The organism is Desulfonatronum parangueonense (assembly GCF_054656975.1).
In genome coordinates, this window is sequence record NZ_BAAHXH010000003.1 from 1417848 (window position 1) to 1437032 (window position 19185).

Annotated in this window: 11 protein-coding genes; all 11 read right to left on the reverse strand. The window is 58.4% G+C overall.

Annotation, left to right across the window (positions count from 1 at the left end; translation table 11 throughout):
* Positions 1–172: 172 nt before the first annotated feature.
* Positions 173–2542: a hybrid sensor histidine kinase/response regulator gene (locus ACYQ15_RS06590; RefSeq protein ID WP_459936732.1), complete on the reverse strand. Its 2370-nt coding sequence runs from the start codon at positions 2540–2542 to the stop codon at positions 173–175.
* A gap of 7 nt (positions 2543–2549) precedes the next feature.
* Positions 2550–3668, reverse strand: coding sequence for an ABC transporter substrate-binding protein (locus tag ACYQ15_RS06595; RefSeq protein WP_459936733.1), 1119 nt, complete (start codon positions 3666–3668; stop codon positions 2550–2552).
* A gap of 45 nt (positions 3669–3713) precedes the next feature.
* Positions 3714–4118 (reverse strand): response regulator, encoded by a 405-nt coding sequence (locus ACYQ15_RS06600; RefSeq protein ID WP_459936734.1) that lies wholly within the window; start codon positions 4116–4118, stop codon positions 3714–3716.
* Positions 4115–8839: a PAS domain S-box protein gene (locus ACYQ15_RS06605; RefSeq protein WP_459936735.1), complete on the reverse strand. Its 4725-nt coding sequence runs from the start codon at positions 8837–8839 to the stop codon at positions 4115–4117. The genes ACYQ15_RS06600 and ACYQ15_RS06605 overlap by 4 nt, the downstream gene beginning before the upstream one ends.
* A gap of 1024 nt (positions 8840–9863) precedes the next feature.
* Positions 9864–11066: a response regulator gene (locus ACYQ15_RS06610; protein ID WP_459936736.1), complete on the reverse strand. Its 1203-nt coding sequence runs from the start codon at positions 11064–11066 to the stop codon at positions 9864–9866.
* Positions 11067–11165: 99 nt separating this feature from the next.
* Complete coding sequence (locus tag ACYQ15_RS06615) at positions 11166–13286, reverse strand: chemotaxis protein CheA (protein ID WP_459936737.1); 2121 nt, start codon at positions 13284–13286, stop codon at positions 11166–11168.
* 34 nt (positions 13287–13320) lie between these two features.
* Positions 13321–13683 carry a response regulator gene (locus tag ACYQ15_RS06620; RefSeq protein ID WP_459936738.1) on the reverse strand — a complete coding sequence of 121 codons (363 nt, stop codon included), beginning with the start codon at positions 13681–13683 and terminating at the stop codon, positions 13321–13323.
* A complete protein-coding gene (locus tag ACYQ15_RS06625; RefSeq protein ID WP_459936739.1) occupies positions 13680–14003 on the reverse strand; it encodes an STAS domain-containing protein in 324 nt (107 codons plus the stop codon). Before ACYQ15_RS06625 ends, ACYQ15_RS06620 begins: the two co-directional genes overlap by 4 nt.
* A 32-nt stretch (positions 14004–14035) precedes the next feature.
* Positions 14036–15952 (reverse strand): hypothetical protein, encoded by a 1917-nt coding sequence (locus ACYQ15_RS06630; protein WP_459936740.1) that lies wholly within the window; start codon positions 15950–15952, stop codon positions 14036–14038.
* A 2-nt stretch (positions 15953–15954) separates the two neighbouring features.
* The gene (locus tag ACYQ15_RS06635; RefSeq protein ID WP_459936741.1) at positions 15955–18048 is read right to left on the reverse strand and encodes a methyl-accepting chemotaxis protein; all 2094 of its coding nucleotides are present in this window, start codon (positions 18046–18048) and stop codon (positions 15955–15957) included.
* Positions 18049–18470: 422 nt separating this feature from the next.
* Complete coding sequence (nadD, locus tag ACYQ15_RS06640) at positions 18471–19163, reverse strand: nicotinate (nicotinamide) nucleotide adenylyltransferase (protein ID WP_459936742.1); 693 nt, start codon at positions 19161–19163, stop codon at positions 18471–18473.
* Between the last annotated feature and the right edge of the window lie 22 nt (positions 19164–19185).

Here is a 19185-nt window from a genome sequence, read left to right on the forward strand (position 1 = left end):
TACCCTGCACAATCTTCTTCCATTAATCGGCATCGGGGTCGGGGTCGGTATCGGGGTCGGTATCGGTTTCGAAAAAATCGGAATGCCTTTCCAGATGGGTCCGTTTTCTTTACCAACTCCGATACCGATTCCGATACCGACCCCGACCCCGATTCGGATACCGATACCGTTCTTACGTGTCGGGATGGGGGTGATCCAGGATCCGGCGGACGAGGCGCAGGAGATCGTTCAGGGCAAAGGGTTTCGATATCATCCCGGAAGCTGTTCGAAACGCCTGATTGTCACGAATGCCGGCATATCCGCTGGAAATGATCACCTTGGCCCGCGGGTTCAACTTGCGCAGTTCGACCAACAATGCTTCACCACCCATGCCGGGCATGCCCACATCAGTAATGACCAGGGCAATGCGCTCCTGCTCCCGTGCATACCGTTCCAGGGCTTGGCGCCCGTCCGCGGCCTGGATGACGGTATAGCCGTACCCGCTCAACAGTTCACTGGTCGCTTCCCGGATCATTTCTTCGTCGTCCACCACCAGGATGACTTCCGTCCCGCTCAAATCACACGGTTTTCCATTGCATTTCGAGGCCGAAGCGTCTGAAACGGAATCAACGACAGAATCCTCCTCCAGGGCTGCCAGGAGAATCGAGAACGTGGTTCCCGCTCCAGGTTTGCTGGAACAGGTTACGACTCCCTTGTGATCCTGCACTATGCCGTAAACCATGGACAGCCCAAGACCGGTTCCCTTGCCGATCTCCTTGGTGGTGAAAAACGGCTCGAATATGTGTTGCCGGGTTGCCTCGTCCATGCCGATTCCCGTATCCGTGACGGTCACCCGGACATGCCGCCCCGGGGTCAGCCCCAGATACCGGGCATCTTCGGCGTTCACGCTGACATTTTCGGTTTGCAGAAGCAGGTCTCCGCCCTTGGGCATGGCATCTCTGGCATTATTGGCCAGATTGACCAGCACCTGCTCCATCTGCACGGGATCAGCCAGCACATCCGCCAATTCCGGCTCCAGACGCACGTCGATCTGAACCCCCCGCGGCAGGGTATGCCGCAGCAGGGCCACGACATCCCGAACCTCCTTGTTCAAATTGATGCGCATCTGGCGCGAGTCGCCCCGCCGGCTGAAGGTGAGCAGGCGATCAACCAGTTCCTTGGCCTTGGACACGGTTCTGTCGATCTTGGCCAATGGATCCAGGAAGGCCGATTCCAAGCCGCTTCCACGATGATGTTTCTGAAGCAGCTGAACATGGCTGGCGATGGACTGAAGCATATTGTTGAAATCATGAGCAATGCCACCGGCAAGCGTCCCCACTGCCTCCATTTTCTGGGATTGACGCAACTGTTCCCCCAACCGGCTTCGTTCATCCTCAACCCGGCGCCGTTCCTCAATTTCCTGCCTCAGCAAAAGATTCATGGCCTGCAGATCAGCGGTCCGGCTATCCACCAGTTCCTGCAGATTCTGTTGAAAATGTCTGACTTTCCGATCATAAGCCGCCAATGCATCCGCCGCCCGATTCAAGGCCCGGCCCAAATCGCCGATTTCATCCCGACCCAGATCGCCGAGTTGCGTATTGAAGGTCCCTTCGCCGAGGCGCTTGGTTCCCTGGACAAGCGCCGAGATTCTGCGGCTGATGTGCCGGCTGATCAACGCGGCCAGCAAAAAAACGGTCAACAAGGACAGCAGAACGTTCCAGATCAGCCCGTCCCGCAGATGATCCATGACGGCATAGGCTTCTGCGACAGGTTGGGTCAGAACAATGTGCCAGCCTGTCCGGACCAGCTCCCGCGACTGGTCCACCGGAAAATACGCCGCCACCTGTTCCGTTCCCGCCATGATGCGGGTTACGCCGGCGCCTTCGGCGATGAGCGCTTCAGCGATTTCGGGGAAAGCCAATGGCCGCAGGATTTCTTCATCCGAAGCGCTGGAAGCCACCACCAGCCCACGATTGTCAACGATTCGCGCCTGTCCGCCGGGACCGAGAGAAACTTCATGAATGATGTCCCAGACCCGTTCCATGGCGATCTGGCCAATAAGTACATTGCGAACCGCACCGTCATCCGCTTCGCGAACGGGAACGGCCATGGTCATCACCACCTGATAGGGATGAATCAGGGCATGGACGTTGGAGAGCAGACTTTCTCCGCTGCTCGCTTGACGATACCAGGATGTGGACTCCCAGTTTCCGCGAAAAAAATGGTGCACCGATGCCCGGACTTCTCCAGACAGATCAAGCAGGGTCAAGTCCTTGATGATGGGATAAAAGCGATCCGTTCTGGCCAGTTCCGCGGAGAGTTCGGACATTCCGGCATCGGAAAGCAGCACCTGATTCTGGGCCAGCAGGTGAATGGCCCTGTAGGCCTCATTGACAACCCGCTGAATCTCCCGCCCCACTTCCATGCCCAGGGCTTCAAGGCTTTGGTGGGTGGAAGAACGCACCGCATCGCCTACCCGCACCAGCGAATAGCCGCCCACCAGGCCAAGAGGCATCAGGCCGACGAACAAGAAGAGCAGCAGGAACTTGATGCGCAGGCTCATGCCGGTATCACAACCCCGCCAGGAGTTCCGCCCACAGTTTCATGCGCAGCGCCACTGTCTCCGGATCTCCCAGATCTCCGAAATAGTTGCATTTGCCCAGAACATTCGCCGGAGGGTGAACAACGGGCGAAGCGAGCACTTCCGGATCCATGAATTCCCGCGCCGCCAGATTCGGCGTGGCCGACCACAGTTCACTGGCGATCTCGGCCATGATTTCCGGAACATGGACAAAATCGATAAAGGCATGAGCTGCCTCGGGATTTCGACCCAGGAGCGGAAGAACGAAGACATCCACCCAGGCTGCACAGCCCTCCTCGGGAAAAACGAACAGCAGGTGCGGATTCTCCTCCATGGCCCGCAGCGCGTCGCTGCTGTAGCTTTGCGCGGCCCAAAGGTCGCCCGAGCCCAGTTGATGCATGATGGCCGTATCATGCAGATAACCGACCAGCAGGGGCCGTTGTTCCAGCAGAGCCTCGCGCACTGCCTCCATGTGCTCCTTTTCAGGGTTGATCGGAAAGCCGAGCATCATGCTCGCCGCGCCGATGACCTCAAAGGGGTTGTTCAACATGGCCATCTTGCCCGTAAGTCGGGCATCCCAGAGCACCCGCCACGAATCGGGGTGATCAGGGTACCGACGGGCGTCCACCGCCACGCCGGTATAGCCCATGAGGAACGGCACCTGGTATTTTTCGTTCACGGACTGATCCTGGGCCAGGGCCCGCGGGTCCACATGGCGAAGATTCGGCAGGAGGTCCATGTCCAGAGGGCTCAACAACCGTGCCTTGGCCATTTCCGCGGCAACGCTGCTGCTGAGAATGACCAGATCCGCATCCAATGAGCCGGACTGCATGGCGCCCAGGACTTCTTCCTCGTCTTCATAAGTCCGCAGATCCACCTCGATTCCCGTGGCCTGCTCGAATTTCCATAGCGTTTCCGAGCCCATGTACTCTTCCCAGTTGTAGAGCACCAATCGAGACTTTTCCGCCTCGGCTGGTTGCGCCACGACCCGGTTGTCCCCTTGCTCTCCGCAACCCGCAAGCAGGATCAGCACGATCACCCACCCAGCCAAAGCCAGGCGGCAGCGGCACATCCCTCTCTTGCTCCGCGGCGGCAATTCAGTATTCATGTCCATGTATCCTTTGCATCTTCCTGTTGGTTGGTGCATATCAGATCAGGTTGCTCGACCAATGCCGATTTCCTGCAACGCCGTGAGGATCGCTTCCCTGTTGACCGGTTTGGTCAGATACCCGCCGGCCAGACCTCGAAAAAACGCCCGGCAGACATTCTTCTGGTCTTCCAGACTGGATATCACGAGTACCCGCACCTCATCTCCAGGCGGGACGCCGCGTTCCTTTTCAACCTTGCGGATGCGCTGCAGGGCCTCGTGACCATCCATGACCGGCATCATGATATCCATCAGGATCACGTCGTAGGGCTGATCCAGATTCAGAGCCCTGATCACCGCCAGCACGGCCTTGTCGCCATTGTCCACGGCATCGCAATGCCCGAAAGATTCCATGATCTTTTGCAACTTGCTTCTGCTGACCAGTTCGTCGTCCACGACAAGACTTCTCATAGGCCTTCCTTCTGAACATAATTCCAAAGCTTATGATGTGCGTCGCGCAAGCGCTTCAGGAAAGCATGTCCTTCACCGAGCTGTCTCGTCCGCGCGACATCTTCCAATTCCCCCGCTGCCCGGGCCAGTTCGACGGCGATCAGGTTCGCCGCGCCGCCCTTGATGGAATGGGCCTGCTCGGCAATGGCAGGAGCGTCCTCACGGTCCAGGGCATCGGCCATGACCTGGATCCGGCGCTGCACGTTCGTCAGAAACTCATGCAGAACGTCATGCAGGAATTGCGCGTCGTTCTCGAATTCCGAGAGGGCCTGCTCGTAATTCATGGGTGGATTGCGCAAGCGATTATCCCCAGTCAACAAAGGATCGGAAACCTGTTTTTCCAATACATGCCCAACCGCGCCCTCCACTTCTCCGTGCCGCATCCATCTGGCCGCCATTGCCAGCAGATCGGCCCGACGCATGGGCTTTGCGATGTAGTCGTCCATTCCCGCGGCAAGACATTTCTCTCGATATCCGCTGATGGCATGAGCCGTCATCGCAATGATGGGCACAGGCCCATTCTTCGCGGTGGTTGAATGGTCCGATTCCAGCCTCCTGATCCTTTGCGTTGCCTCATATCCGTCCATCACCGGCATTTGCACGTCCATCAGGATCAGGTCATAGACCTGACGTTGAAACGCCTCCACGGCCTGGGCGCCGTTCACCGCCTCGTCCACCTCGTATCCTGCTTTTCGCAAGTGGCGCATGGCCAACTGCCGGTTGGTGGGATAATCTTCCACCAGCAGGATGCGCCCGCCTGGGTTCTTCTCCTGAACGTCATCCGGTTCAACGCGGCTGATTTCCCGAACCTGGCCCGGAATATCTCCGGATTGTTCAGCCGTCGGCTTGCGCAACACCAGATTGAAATGAAAGGTGCTGCCCCGGCCAACTCGGCTTTCCACGGCAATGTCGCTGCCCATCAGTTCCAGGAATTTCCTGCTGATGGCCAGTCCCAGCCCTGTTCCGCCGTAGTCCCGGGTGGTCGATCCGTCAACCTGGGTGAAACTTTCGAAAACCGCTCTCTGCATATGATCCGGGATCCCGATGCCCGTATCGCGCACGGAAAACCGGATCTTGACCGAATCCGTCGACTCCTCGACAAGATCCGCCGCAACGGTGATTTCGCCGGCATGGGTGAACTTGAGGGCATTGCCGGCAAGATTCAGCAACACCTGGCGCAGCCGCACCGGATCGCCGAGCAGACGGGTCGGCAGATTCGGAGAAATGCGCGAAACATACCTCAACCCCTTCCTCTGGGCCTGAAAAGCCAATGCGTCCGCCAGTCGGCTGAAAATCACCCGCACGTCGAACTCCACCTCGTCCAACGCGAATTGACCGGCCTCGATCTTGGAAAAGTCCAGGACGTCATTGACGATAGCCAGCAGTGCACCTGCCTCCCTGGAGATGATTTCAAAAGCCTCGCCGGGATTGGCCTGAAATTCGCCCTCCAAACCCAGCTCGGACATGCTAATGATCGCATTCAGCGGGGTACGGATTTCATGGCTCATATTGGCCAGGAATTCGCTCTTGGCCTTGGTTGCCGCCTCGGCCTGGAACAGGGCAGCGTCCAGGTCGCGATTCTTCTGGGCCATGAGCCGGGCGGAATCCAGCAATTTCTCCTCGGCATGCTTGCGGTCCGTGATGTTCAGGATAAACCCGTCCAGATAGGCCGTCTCGCCATCCGGATTCCGGATTCTGCTCCCCTTCTCATAAACCCACTGGATCGTCCCGTCGCGATGCACGATCCGATACTCCATCTCCCAGGGCACGCCCTCGGCAATGGCCGCGGAGATGTGCCGGGCTACGTGCTCCGCATCACTTTCATGGATCAAGTCTCCCAGATCGCGCACGGGATCACTGCCAAGAAAATGTTCCGCTTCGTAGCCGGTAATGGATTCAATGTGGTCGCTCAAATAATGCATCCGCCTGCGAAGGCCGACATCACAACGATATGTGGCCCCGGGAATGTTTGTCACAAGCGACTGGAATTGATTTCTGCTTTCCTCCAGCGCCAAACCGGCCCGGCGCTTGCTCAAGGCGGCGGCAATGATCTCCGCCACCACCTGGAGCATGGTGATCTGCTCCTCCGGCCAGACAACCGCCCGCCGAACGGCATCAAACCCCATGAATCCGATCACGGCCCGCTGTTCATCCAGCATGGGCAGGCAGATCAGGGATTGGACGCCCTGTTCCGACAACCGGCGTCTCTCCAGATCGGCTTCCGGCGGCATCCGGGATATGTCCGGAATATGCAGGGGCTTGCGCTGCTCCAGTTGCTTCCGCCACCAGGTCACCTCCGCCAATCGAATGTTCTGCAGCTGATCCTTGACGGAAACAACACCCTGTGCGCACCATTCGTGGGTATTATGCATCAGGGCCAGATCGCTGGAACAACTGAACAGGTACGTTCGGTCCACATCGAAAAAATCTCCCAACCGATGCAGGGCACTTTCCAGTACGTCCTCAAAGCAATCCTCGCTGAATCCCACCAAATCGGCCGAGATTTGGGCCACGAGCTGCTGAAAGGCAAGCTGATGACGCTGTTGAGCGCGGATGCGATACTCCTCGGTGACGTCCCGGAAAACCAGAACGACTCCGACTATGCTTCCATCCGGTGCGAAAATGGGCGCGGCGCTGTCCGCGATCTGACATTCATTTCCGTTGCGATCGATCAATGTCGTATCACTGGGAAGCTCGGCCTTCATCCCATGCGTCAGCGCAAAATCTACGGGATTTTGCACCGCCTGCCGGCTCTCGACATGGAAGATGCGAAAGATCTCGGACAGTGGGCGGCCCGAAGCCTCCGGCAGGGTCCACCCGGTCAGATCAGCCGCCACGGGATTCATGTCCGTGATCCGACCTTGCGCATCCGTACAGACCACCCCGTCGCCAATGGAATGCAACGTGGCCTTGAGCAGTTCCTTGTGTTCGAGCAAGTCCGAAGTGCGCTGATCCACCAAATGCTCCAACTGCTCCCGACGGTTGGCCAGAACCCCGACCACCAGAGCCACGGCCGCGGTGACGACCAGGCCGGAGAAAAAGGCCATCCAGCCGGCAACAACGGGATTCAGCGCGGCAAAAGCCGGAGTCGGCCGGATCACCAGGGCATAGGTCCGACCAAAGGCAAAGAGGGGGCTGGTGATGATCAGTCCCGAATTGTCCTGGAATTCGCCGGTCACGTCGGGGGCGGTGGACGCCAGCAGCTCCGGCGGCGCCTCGTCATGGAGCTGGTATAAATGGATCATGGTCAAGGCAGCACCGCCGAAGCTGAAATCAGCATCCAGAATACTGCGGATCAAGACCTCCGGCAGCAGGACCGCGGCGGCCACTCCCTGATCCAGTCCGGGTTCCACAAGTGGATCTTTGTGTCGCAAGGCCGACAGGGGATGAAAAAGGTAAACGGCCCCGTGCTGCGCATCAGGGCTGAGAACCATGAAGTCCGCGGCCGTGATCAACCCGCTGTCCAGGGCTTCCCGGATGGTTGATTCAAGTTCGGGTCTCGAGCCGAGATCAAAACCCGGCAAGTCCTGGCTTGTCCCCGCTGGAGCCGAAAAAACCACGGGATAATGCACGTCCCGCATCATGGCGGGTATCCGCTGTTGCACAGCGTCAAATTCCCAGATGGTAAAATCGGGAACTCCGGCCTGGCTGATGTGCCGCTGGAAAACCGCCCGGGCCTCCGAGGGCACGCCGGGGATCCACTGCCAGGCCTGCACGGCGGGATTCCTGGTCAGATAGCTCGTGTGATTGAGATAGTCCGCTTGCGTTGGGGAAGGATTGCCCTGGAGGTAGGCGACAAGCCCCGCGAGTTCGGCGTCCGAAATATCGCGCAGTTTTTCCAGGGTGTGCATTGTCTTGGCATTCGACAGAATGGCGAATGTCTTGAATCGGTTGCGCGTCTCGACGGAATGCAGCGTCCAGGCCACGGCCAGGGACAGGATCGCGCCGACGAGCATGGTCAAGACCGTTTCGAAGAAACGGGACGCCGCACGGTTTCCGTTTCGGCGCGCAATCCGGTTCTTGACCGCCAGTACCCGGCCGACAATCAAAACCACAAGCAGGACCAGCGTGAAGAGTGAAGGGACCAGCCCGGCCCGCCATGTTTCCCGGAACCAGTCCCCGGCTTCGACATCAATACCCACGACCCCGAGCAGATCATCCGTCCCGGGATCCAGGAGCGGAACCAGCGCACTGACCCAGACGCCCCAGCGATCCTCGTCCGGGCCTTCCACAATGGCCCGGCGCGTATCGAAAACCTGATGCATCAACGGGGATGCTTCTTCATAGATCTGGCCGGGCGGCGACGGCAGATCGTCCTCGTCCGACTCCGAATCAAGAAAGAAAAAAACGTCCCGCTTATCGTTGCGGCCGATGAGATAGAGCCATTCCCACCGTTGGTCGACCTGCTTGGCCAGATACAGTTGCTGCTTGAGTCGGTCATATTCCGGCGTGCCCAGGTCAGCTTCCGTTCCGCTGAGCACCCGGATCCGTTCCAGGTTCATCGCCTGGGCCACCAACCGTGTTTTACGCAGCAACTCCTCGCGCATCAGCCTGTCGGCTTGCTGGATGGCGGACCAGGCGAACAGCATTCCCGTCAGCAATACCAACAGCAGCACATAGATCGGATAAGGACTCGCCCAGCCCTTTCCAGACTCCCAAAAATAATCTTTCCAGAAGCGCATGGGCGTCTGTTCAGGTTCGGAAACAGGAACTGGTCCGGCGGAATTGACTTTGCGGCATGTGTTGTCCGGCTGAGCCAGGGTTCACCATCCGTGCCTGCCTCCATGCATGCCAACGATGTATGGAGACAGGGGTGGGGTGGCCCTGACAGCAATGCAAGAAATATGGATCAGGATCTTGACGGGTCAGAGCGGAACGTCGCAAGGCAAAAAAAAGGTATCTACTCAGCTCATCCGAGAAAAATCGGACTGGATACCGGCCTTCGCCGGTATGACTTAACTGGAAAGGACGTGGTATGATACGTCATTCCGGCGAAAGCCGGTATCCAGCTCTGGCGAGTGACCACAAAGTATGTGCTGAATAGTTACAAAAAATGTAACTGTTCAGCATGCTACTGCCCTGCGGACTTTGACATCGCAGTCGGCGTCGGTATCGGTATCGGGATCGCAGGCGGAGACATGCGTAGGTCTTTCTCAACATTTTTCGAAACCGATTCCGACCCCGACACCGACCCCGATGCCGGAGGCAGCTCGCACACCATGTACTGAATAGTTACCAAAAAATGATGTAACTATTCAGCTCATCCGAGAAAAATCGGACTGGATACCGGCCTTCGCCGGTATGACTTAACTGGAAAGGACGTGGTATGATACGTCATTCCGGTGAAAGCCGGAATCCAGCTTTGGCGAGTGACCACAAAGTATGTGCTGAATAGTTATAAAAAATGATAACTGTTCAGCGCGTTCCGGTGTAACTGCTCAAAAAGATCGGGCGTCGAGGTTTTCTGTTCAAGTATCCCATCGACGCGGAGTTTCGTGACCAAGCCACAGGGGCCATATTCCAGCCGGAACTTTACCCTATGTGCGTTACACCGTTGCCGCACTGGGGTGCGGCGCTCCCAGGGTTTATCCTGTTGATTGCCACAAGTTTTTGAGCAGTCACGTTCCGGTTCCATCCCGAGAGTACTGAGTAGCCAAAAATAATCCCCCTCGTGCACCGGGGCGGCAAGCGACGTCGTTCGTCCCGTTACGACTGCTTCTGGTGTCTCTCGGACAGAACGGTCCGCATGACTTCTTCCAGCTTCACGGTTTCCACGGGTTTGGTCACAAAGGCGTTCATCCCCGCTTCCTGGCAGCGCCGGCGATCCGCGGGCATGACCATGGCTGTCAGGGCGATAATGGGAATATCGGGATCAACGCCGGCAACTTCGCCGGAACGAATGATCCTGGTCGCCTCCAGGCCATCCATCACCGGCATGGTAATATCCATCAAGATCAAGTCATATTTCCCTTCCGCCAGGGCATCCAAAGCCTGCTGTCCGTTGTTCACCGCGGTAACCCGGTGCCCATGCTTGGACAGCAACTGCAAGGTCATGAATTGATTGACCGGTTCGTCTTCCACCAGCAGAACCGTGAACGGCCCCTGCAGCTCGCTCTCTGAAGGCGCAGCAGCGGTACTTTTGGACATCGGGAGGGTGACATAGAAGGAACTGCCCAGATACAGTTCGCTGTCCACCCAGATCCTGCCCTGCATTTTGTCGACAAGCTTCTTCGCCAGGGTCAAGCCCATGCCGATTCCGCCGAACCGTTCCGAATGCGGACCGGTGACGAACTTGTTGAATATGGCCTCCTGGCTTTCCTTGGGCACCCCGATGCCTGTATCCGTGACCCCGAGGCACAGAGCGGTCTCCCCCGTTTCCTTTCTGCTCATGGAGAACTGGACGAGAATTTCCCCGTAATCCGTGAATTTGACGGCATTGTCGGCCAGGGCAAGCGTGACCTGGGAGATACAGGCCGGACTGCCGTGCATGGTCCCCGAGGCAACGGGATCGATGTGGATGAAAAAATTGAGACCCTTTTCCCGAGCCTGGGTTTCCAGGGGCCGCAACCGGGGAACAACATCCTCGAGCAGCGTAAAATCAATGCTTTCCTGCTGCTGGAGCGGCCCCATGGGCATCTGGGAAAAGTCCAGGATTTCGTAGACCAGTCTGAGCAGCTGGGACGTGGATTGATTGATCATGGACAGGTAGTTGGCCTGGGTGGGATTCAGGCCGGTGCCCTGCAGCAGCTCGGTCAACCCCATGATCGCGTTGAGCGGAGTCCGCAGTTCATGGCTGATCCGGCTCACGAAGACATCCCGATGTTTCGACTTCTCCATCGCCTCCTGGCGGGCCTGTTCCAGCTCCCGCTCCAACTTTGCCATTTTGGCCCAGATATTTTCGGTATCCATATAAGCCTGCGCCTGAACATGACGCCCTGCCGGCGATCGTCATGGTTGTATAGGTGATATGAGAAGCGCTGCCTCGATTCGCGGCCTGCACTTCCGTTTTCAGGGCATGCGCATTACCGCCCGAACCATGGCCTGTACGTCGAGGATCAAGGCCATGCTGCCGTCGCCGTTGATCGTTGCCCCGGATATGCCCTCCAGCTCACGGTAGACCCGTCCCAGACTCTTGATCACGGTCTGATGCTGCCCGATGACCTTGTCCACGACCAGCCCGATACGCTGCTCCAGTACGTTGACGATCACGATCTGCTCGATGGCCGGCAACTTTCCGTTCAGGTTGAACCAGTTGCGTAAGCGAATGAACGGAACGGCCTCGCCGCGCAGGTTGATCATTTCACCGTTCTCTCCGAAATTCGTGCGAAACCGGTCCAGCTCGACGCACTCCTCAACGGCCGACAATGGGATGACGTATTGCTGCCGTCCCACCTCCACCTGCAGGCCGTCTATGATTGCCAGGGTCAGGGGCAGTTTGATCAACACGGTGGTGCCCTTGCCCGGCGTGCTTTCCAGCTTGATCGCACCGCGCAAGGAATCGATCCCGCGCTTGACCACGTCCATGCCCACGCCGCGGCCGGATACGCTGCTCACCTGCTCCGCGGTGGAAAAACCCGGCAAAAAGACAAGCTGCAGAATGTCCTCCTGGGAAAGTGCCGCATCCGGAGCGATCAACCCTTTCGCCACCGCCTTGGCCTGAACCTTGGCCGGATCGATGCCCGCCCCGTCGTCGAATATCCGGATCAACACCTCGCCCCCGGAGTGTTCCGCGGACAAGACGATCCGGCCCATACGCGGTTTCCCATTGGCCTGTCGCACATCCGGAAGCTCGATTCCGTGGTCGATGCAATTACGCATCAAATGCACCAGCGGATCGTTGAGCTTCTCGATCACGTTCTTGTCCAGTTCGGTTTCTCCGCCCTGGGTGACCAGATCGATCTCCTTGCCCAAATCGCGGGATAAGTCCCGGACCAGCCGCAAGAACTTGTTGAAGGTGCTGCCGATGGGCAGCATGCGGATGCCCAGGGTATTGTCGCGCAGTTCGTCGCTGAGTCGCTCCAGCTCTTCGGCCAGGCTGATCAGGGCCGGATCATGATGCAGGGTGACGAGCTGGCTCAGCCTTGCCTGGACAATCACCAGTTCGCCCACAAGATCACCGAGCTTGTCCAGCTTGGAGGCTTCCACCCGAATGCTGGTCACCGCCTCCTTCGGCTCGGCCCGAACGCTGCGCACCTCGCGCACAAACTCCTGTTCGGTCAAGGCCGACTCCACTTCCTGGGAGCTGACCAGTCCGGCGGTGGTCAGCAATTCGCCCAGCGGCCGTTGCTGCTTGAGAACATCCTGCAGGTCCTGGGCACTCACGTTGCCCCGCGCCACAAGAATCTCTCCGAGCTTTCGGCCGACGGCGGCGGCATTCTCCTGGGTAATGGTCTCGATCTTCTGGATAATCAGCTCGCAGTCATCCTCCACGAAGATGAAAACATCCCGAATGGCCTCCTCGCCGTGAACAGTGGCCAGAATCATGTCCCACCACGTGTAGCAGGCCAGAGGGTCCAGAACATCCAGCCCGGGAACACTCTCGGTTCGGGCCACGATCCTGCAGTCTCCCAGTTCGGAAAGCTCCTCCAGAAGCGAAAAAGGATTGGTCCCGGACAGGAAGATCCGCGCATTGGGCTTGAAGCATATCCGAAAGACGGTGGTCACGTCGTCTCGGGGCGTATCCTGAGCCGGCGATGCGGACTGGTCGCCATCCGGGACAGGGACTGAGGCGGGAGCGCCGGCCTGGCCGATTTTTCGCAACGCGGTGACGATCTGCTCGGACTTGGCCCGACATGCCGTACTGTCGCACCCGTCCTGCAGGAGCATATCGAGAATCAGGTCCCGGGATCGCAGGGTCAGGTCGAGCAGTTCCGAGGTGACCGGCAATTCCGCATTGCGCACCTGATCGAAAATCGTCTCCAGTTCATGGGTGAACATGGCGATGTCGTCGAACCCGAACATCGCCCCTGATCCCTTGATGGTATGCATGGACCGGAAAACGCGATTGATCAGTTCCTGGTCTTCGGGCCTGGATTCCAGCTCAAGCAGGGATTCTTCCAGATCGCTCAACAGCTCTTGAGCCTCTTCCAGATAGGCATTCCTGGCCTGTATCAGATGATCACCGCTCATGACTTAACTCCCTGTTCCCGGGAACTACCCGTGGCTAGCGAACGACCTTCTTCACAACGGCCAGCAACTGCTCCGGCTTGAAGGGCTTGACGATCCAACCCGTAGCCCCGGCGTCCTTGCCCACCTGCTTCTTCTCGGCCTGGGATTCCGTGGTCAGCATGACGATGGGCACGAACTTGTACGCGGGCAGGGCGCGCACCTGGCGAATCAACTCAATGCCGTCCATGTTCGGCATGTTCAAGTCCGTAATGATCATGTCCACCGTTCCGGACAGCTTGCTCAACGCATCCTTGCCGTCAACAGCCTCAATCACCTCGTATCCCGCATCCTTGAGCGTGAACCCGACCATCTGACGAACGCTGCTGGAATCGTCAACAGTCATGATGCGCTTGCTCATTGCTGAACTCCTTTACCGAAAATTCCCGAAGAATGTCTCGGGAGAAAACCCATTCTGTCCGCCTTGTCGATAATGTGCTCCGGGATGTTCACGACCTGCATCTTCCCTTGCTCCATGGTCTTGAATGCCCCGCTAACAATCTGAAAAAAGGACAAGTCAACGTCCTCCACCGCCTCCATGTCCACCTGCAGCAATGCCGGTCCGTCCACTGCCCGCAGGAACGCCTGGTGGAGTTCCTCCGCGCTCTCGACTCCCCAACGCCCGGAAAGCTTGATCACTCGGGTGGCGGTGTCCTGATCCAAAATTTCCCACTGTGCCATGTCGTCTTCCCCTGTGCTGCGCCGGTTCTCCCTCAGAACAACTCCACATTGTCCCCGAGATCTTCCTCACGCTTTTCGGGTTTCTTCGAGGTTTGCGCATCATCGTCGAACAATTCCACGTTGGCATCGTCGCCAAAAAGTTCAACCCCGTCATCATCGCCGAAGAGTTCGATTCCGCTGTCTTCCACGGCAAAATTCGCCTCGCCCTGATCGAGCCCGAGGTGAACCATTCGCTCTGCTTCCATGGTGTACCGGGAGAGCAGCACCTTCAATCGCTCCGGACGATCAGCCGGGTCACAGTCGCGCGAAGATTGCTCCAGGGCCTGGTCGGCAAGATCCTTGAAGGCCTCTCCCGCCTGCCGCAGTTCCGCGAGCATCGGATGGTGGAAGGTGATCGCCTCGATCTGGTCCAGAAGATCCCGCCTCAGTTCCGCGCCCATGTCGCGCACTTCGCTGAACGTCTGGGCAGTTTGCTGGTTCAAGGTCCGCAGACTGCTGATCATTTCCTCCAGCCGCCCCACCTGTTGCCCCAGCTTCTGGGTGTTCATGGAAATATCGGCCACCTTCATCAATTCCTGAGCATGCTCCGATATGTCACGCAATTCATCCGCAACCACGTCCGTCAGGGTCCGGGCATCCATGGACAGCCGCTGGATGGCTCCGGCCAGTACTCCCAGGGCCAGACCTTCCTCGCCGGTATGGGCCGCCTGGACGCTGGCATTGAGGGCGATGAGTTCGATCTCCGCGCCGACCTCCTCGATATTGGCGACATAGGCCGCCATTTGCGATACCATGTCGCCCACCGTGCGCATGATGTCCGCCAGCTCCTCGCTTTTGGCGGAATATCCCTGCATGAAGTCGATCAGCAGATACACGTTGGCCTCGATCTGGTCCAGGGCGTTGTGGCTGGAATTGTCGTCGGCCCCGAGTATGGACCGCAGATCCCTGTCCATGGCCGCCACCGTGTCCGTGATGCTGGACAAGTTGCCCGTCAGGGTCACAATGGCTTGCTCAAAGGAGACGCCGCATTGCCGCAGCTGGGAGACCTGCAGGGAGCAGACGTCGGCGATCCAGCAGGCCAGGTCCTGCATTTTCGTTGCAGCGTCCTCGCCTTCACCGTCCACGCCCACAAGCAGCATCTGGGTCATGTCCTCCACGGCCTCACAGACGTGTTCCACCTGCTGGCGCGCGATGTCGTGAAACTGGAGCGAGGAGACGATGGAACCCACATGACTGCTGATCTCGGTGGTCCGGCTGGAGAGGGTTTGCGATGCAGCGGCGGACTGATCCGTCAGTCGAACCAGGGTTTCCAGGTTCTCGTGCCCGCTGCTCAGAGCTTCCTCGGTGACGGAGCGCTGCTCCCGGACCAGGGAGTCGGTCCGGTGGAGCGCGGAGGTGACGTGTTCGTGGAGGATTTTGGTATCGTTGGCGATCTTGTTCCAGTGTTCGATGATGTTCTGGCCAAGGCTGTCCACCTGACCGGCCAGATTCATGAAACCCCTGCCCTTCTCCCCCAGCCGGGCGCTTTCAATCCGGGTCGTTACGCCGAGCATCTGCAGGGTACGCACGATCTTGCGGAAACTGCCCGTCCGCGTTTCCAGGGAGCTGATCAGCTGCACGATCTTCTCCAGCCTCCGCAGATCCGTTTCCCGGCTCGTAAAGCCGCAAACCTCGTTAATCTGATGAAGTTCGCCGCCCAACGTCTCAACAATCTGGGCGATCTCTTCTCCACCGGTCAGGGTCGTCAAGTCGGCGGCTTCCTTGGCCATTTTCCTGGACTTGGAAGTAAACGCCTGGATGTTCGAACCCAGAGCAAGAAACTCCTCCTCCCTGGCGGGAATGACCTGGGACAATTCCAGGTCAAGCCGCTCCAGAACGCTTGCCCATTGCCGAATCGAGGACAAAAATCGATCCGGATCAATGGCTGTGTGGGGCATGCTTTCAGCCATGATCAACTCTTCAAAAAACGAATTTCCGCTCTGGCCGTGGTTTCATCGAGCGGCTTGACCGTTATGTCCGCCCGCTCCTTCATGAACCGGGCCGCGCCCCTGAGGATGCCCTCAAAGTAGTCGAACAAGCCGCGATGAGATCGATAATTCATGAACAGGACATCTCCTTTATCCTCATAGGTAAAGCTGGGAGGCTTGATGCCCGGGTGCTCCCTGGTCAACCTGGCATGGACATCGTTCATTTTCAGATAGAATTGCTTGAGATCCCGCGCACTGAAGTGCCGGCGGTACACCTTGTGGAACTGGGGCACCGTGTACATGCCCAGGCCCAGCAGCACTTCCCGGCTGCTCTTGTTTGTAATCTGGGAAACAATGTCCGCCATTTGCCGAATGACCTGATCAGGATAGCCGGCCGTGGGCAGAAAAACCGGATTCCCAAGTTCACGCTGCAGCTTGGTGAACACCTCCTGGCCGAAATCTTCCTTGATGTACTCCTGCATCAATTTCGGCAGGATCCCCTTCATCTCCCCTTGGGAGGATTTCAGCCTGCTCATGTCCGTGCTTCCGCTGAAGGCCTGGGCCGCTGAAAGCAGTTCCTGGGCCAGCTGCGCCAGGTCCCGGGTTGCCGCGGCGGCCTGGTCAGCGCCTTCATCCGCCTCCCGGGCAATATGGGCAATGTCCTCGACGCTGCGGTTGATTTCCTCGGTGGCGGAAGACTGTTCCTCGGCTGCCGTGGCAATCTGGGTGACCTGGGAGACCACATCCTCCACCCGCACCATGATGAGCTTCAGCGCCTCGCCGGCCTGGTTGGAGTGCTCGGTGCTGTCCTTGACCTGCCGTTCGGTTTGCTCCATGGAAACCACGGCATCCTGGGAACGCCCCTGGATGGTCAGGATCGCGCTTTCCACCTCCTTGGTGGCGGTCATGGTCTTTTCCGCCAGCTTGCGGACTTCATCGGCCACCACGGCAAAGCCGCGCCCCGCATCCCCGGCCCGGGCCGCCTCGATGGCCGCGTTCAGGGCCAGCAGATTGGTCTGATCCGCGATGTCGTTGATCACGTTGATGATTTGTCCGATGGCGCCGGCCTGTTGATTCAGCTGCGTCAGCACCTGACCCAGGTGGCGAGCCGACCCGGCCACGCCCTGGATACCGGAGACGGCCTGTTCGACCATGCCCACTCCTTCCTGGGCGGCTTGCCTGGCTTCGTGCGCGGCCTCGGACGCCGTGGAGGAACTTTTGGCCACTTCCAGCACCGTGGCGGTCATCTGTTCCATGGCCGTGGCAACGGAATCGGTTTGCTCCTTTTGTTGCCTCGCGCCTCTGGCCTGCTCATCGGCTGAGGCGGAAAGCTCTTCCGATGCCGACGCCACCCGCTGGGACAGCTCATTGATCTCTTCCCCCAGTTGCATCCGTACCCGCTCTTGTTCTTCCAGACGCTTCTGACTTTCCTTGACGGCCTGCAAATCGACAAAGACCACCAGGAAACCGTCGAGATGTCCTTGCTCGTCCCGTACCGGAGCCACCAGAGACCGCACATTCCAGACCCTGTCGTCCCAAAGCGTCAGGGCAATCTCTTCATCCAGCGCCCGCCCCTCAGCCATGGCTTGCTCCAGGACAGTTCCGGCCGGACCGCCGAAAAGGACTTCCGAAACCGGTTTGCCGTCGATCTTTTCCCGGGATTTGCGCAGGACCTCATGGAGACCGGCATTGGAAAATTGCACCTCGCCCCGGGCATCGCACTTCAGCAACGGCGTCTTCAATTCACGCATTGCCTGGCGGAAAAATGCGACTTCCTGCTGCCCGTGCCGTGCAAGACGGGCCAATTCGACAATTTTTTGGTCAATGACGTCCTCGAGTTGCAAACCGGCAAAATGAACTGCCTTGCCCGCCAGGACATCCTCCGCGGCCTGCAGAGCCGAAACGGAAGGTCCCGCGCAACCCGTCGCGGCCGAGAACACCAACAGAGCCAAGGCCATGGCTCCCGGTATGAACAGCCACCAGAAAGCCGTCCACTGCGCCGCGGCGAACAACCCCAGCGCAAGAAAACCCAAGCCTGCAAGCAGGGCACGAATCCTGTTCTGATTATTCCTGGCCATCTACCACTCCTTTGCATGCGAGCTGCTGGTCCATCTCAACCGAACACGGCTTGCTTTTGCTTCTGCAGTACGCCGATTTTACAAAAAAACCAAGAGAAGCGGCATCAGATTTTTCATGTTCGGCAAACGTAACTATTCAGCAGTTGAAGCAGGGATGGTCCGGGTTGCTTTGATTTTGCGGTCTCGCCTGTTTGACTGAGCCAGAATTCGTTCACCGAACCATTGCCGGACTCCTGGAGCACGAGTGTAGTTTATTCAGGCAATGGTTCGGTGTTACGAAGCCGGCGAAGGAGTTGGCGAGGCCGCAAAATCAAAGCAACCCGGACCTCAGCTGAGTAGTTACCGGCAAACAACGTTCAAACAATCCTGCCTCCATCCTGAGCAAGGCGGCTTATGCTCATGCATAACAAGGGTCTGTTACGTCATTTCCAGAATCGTCCCAGCAAGGAGTTTCGGAGTTCCATCTCCTCCAGCACCGGATCAGGCACAAGATATTTCATGGTCCGACCCATGCGCCAATAATCGCGGATCATTGTCGAACTGATGTCCAGAAACGGAGGTTGGATGAGCAGCATTCGAGCGTTGTTTTGTCCAATACTCCATTGCCACGCAACGCCGTGAGGCGATTCGCGGCGCTCCGCGTTCGCGGCGTAAGGCCAGTGTTCCTGGATAAAACCGCGGGCGTCTTCCAGTGCCATATCCTGACGGGCCACAGCCACGATATCAGCCTTGTGCAACAGTTCAAGCCCGCCTTTCCAGGTCGGCAACGTCAATAGATCCGGCACGCCGAGCAAAAAAAAGAGCCGGGCGCCCGGCAGGGAACGCACCAGCTCTTCAAGAGTGTCCAGCGTATAGGAGGGACCTTTTCTGCGTCCCTCCATCACATTGCAATGCAGTCCAGGGAGGCCGTCGATGGCCTTGCGGACCCAGCGGCAGCGCAGACCGAACGGCAAGAGCCCCTTCGGTTCCTTATGGGGCGGAACCGCCGAAGGAATCAGCTCCACCCTGTCCAGACCCAGGATTTCCAGGGCCTCGATGGCCAGACGCAGATGCCCGTTGTGAACGGGATTGAACGAACCTCCCAGGACGCCGATTCGTGTCCGTCGAATGAACATGTCCGTCACGGTCCACAAAATA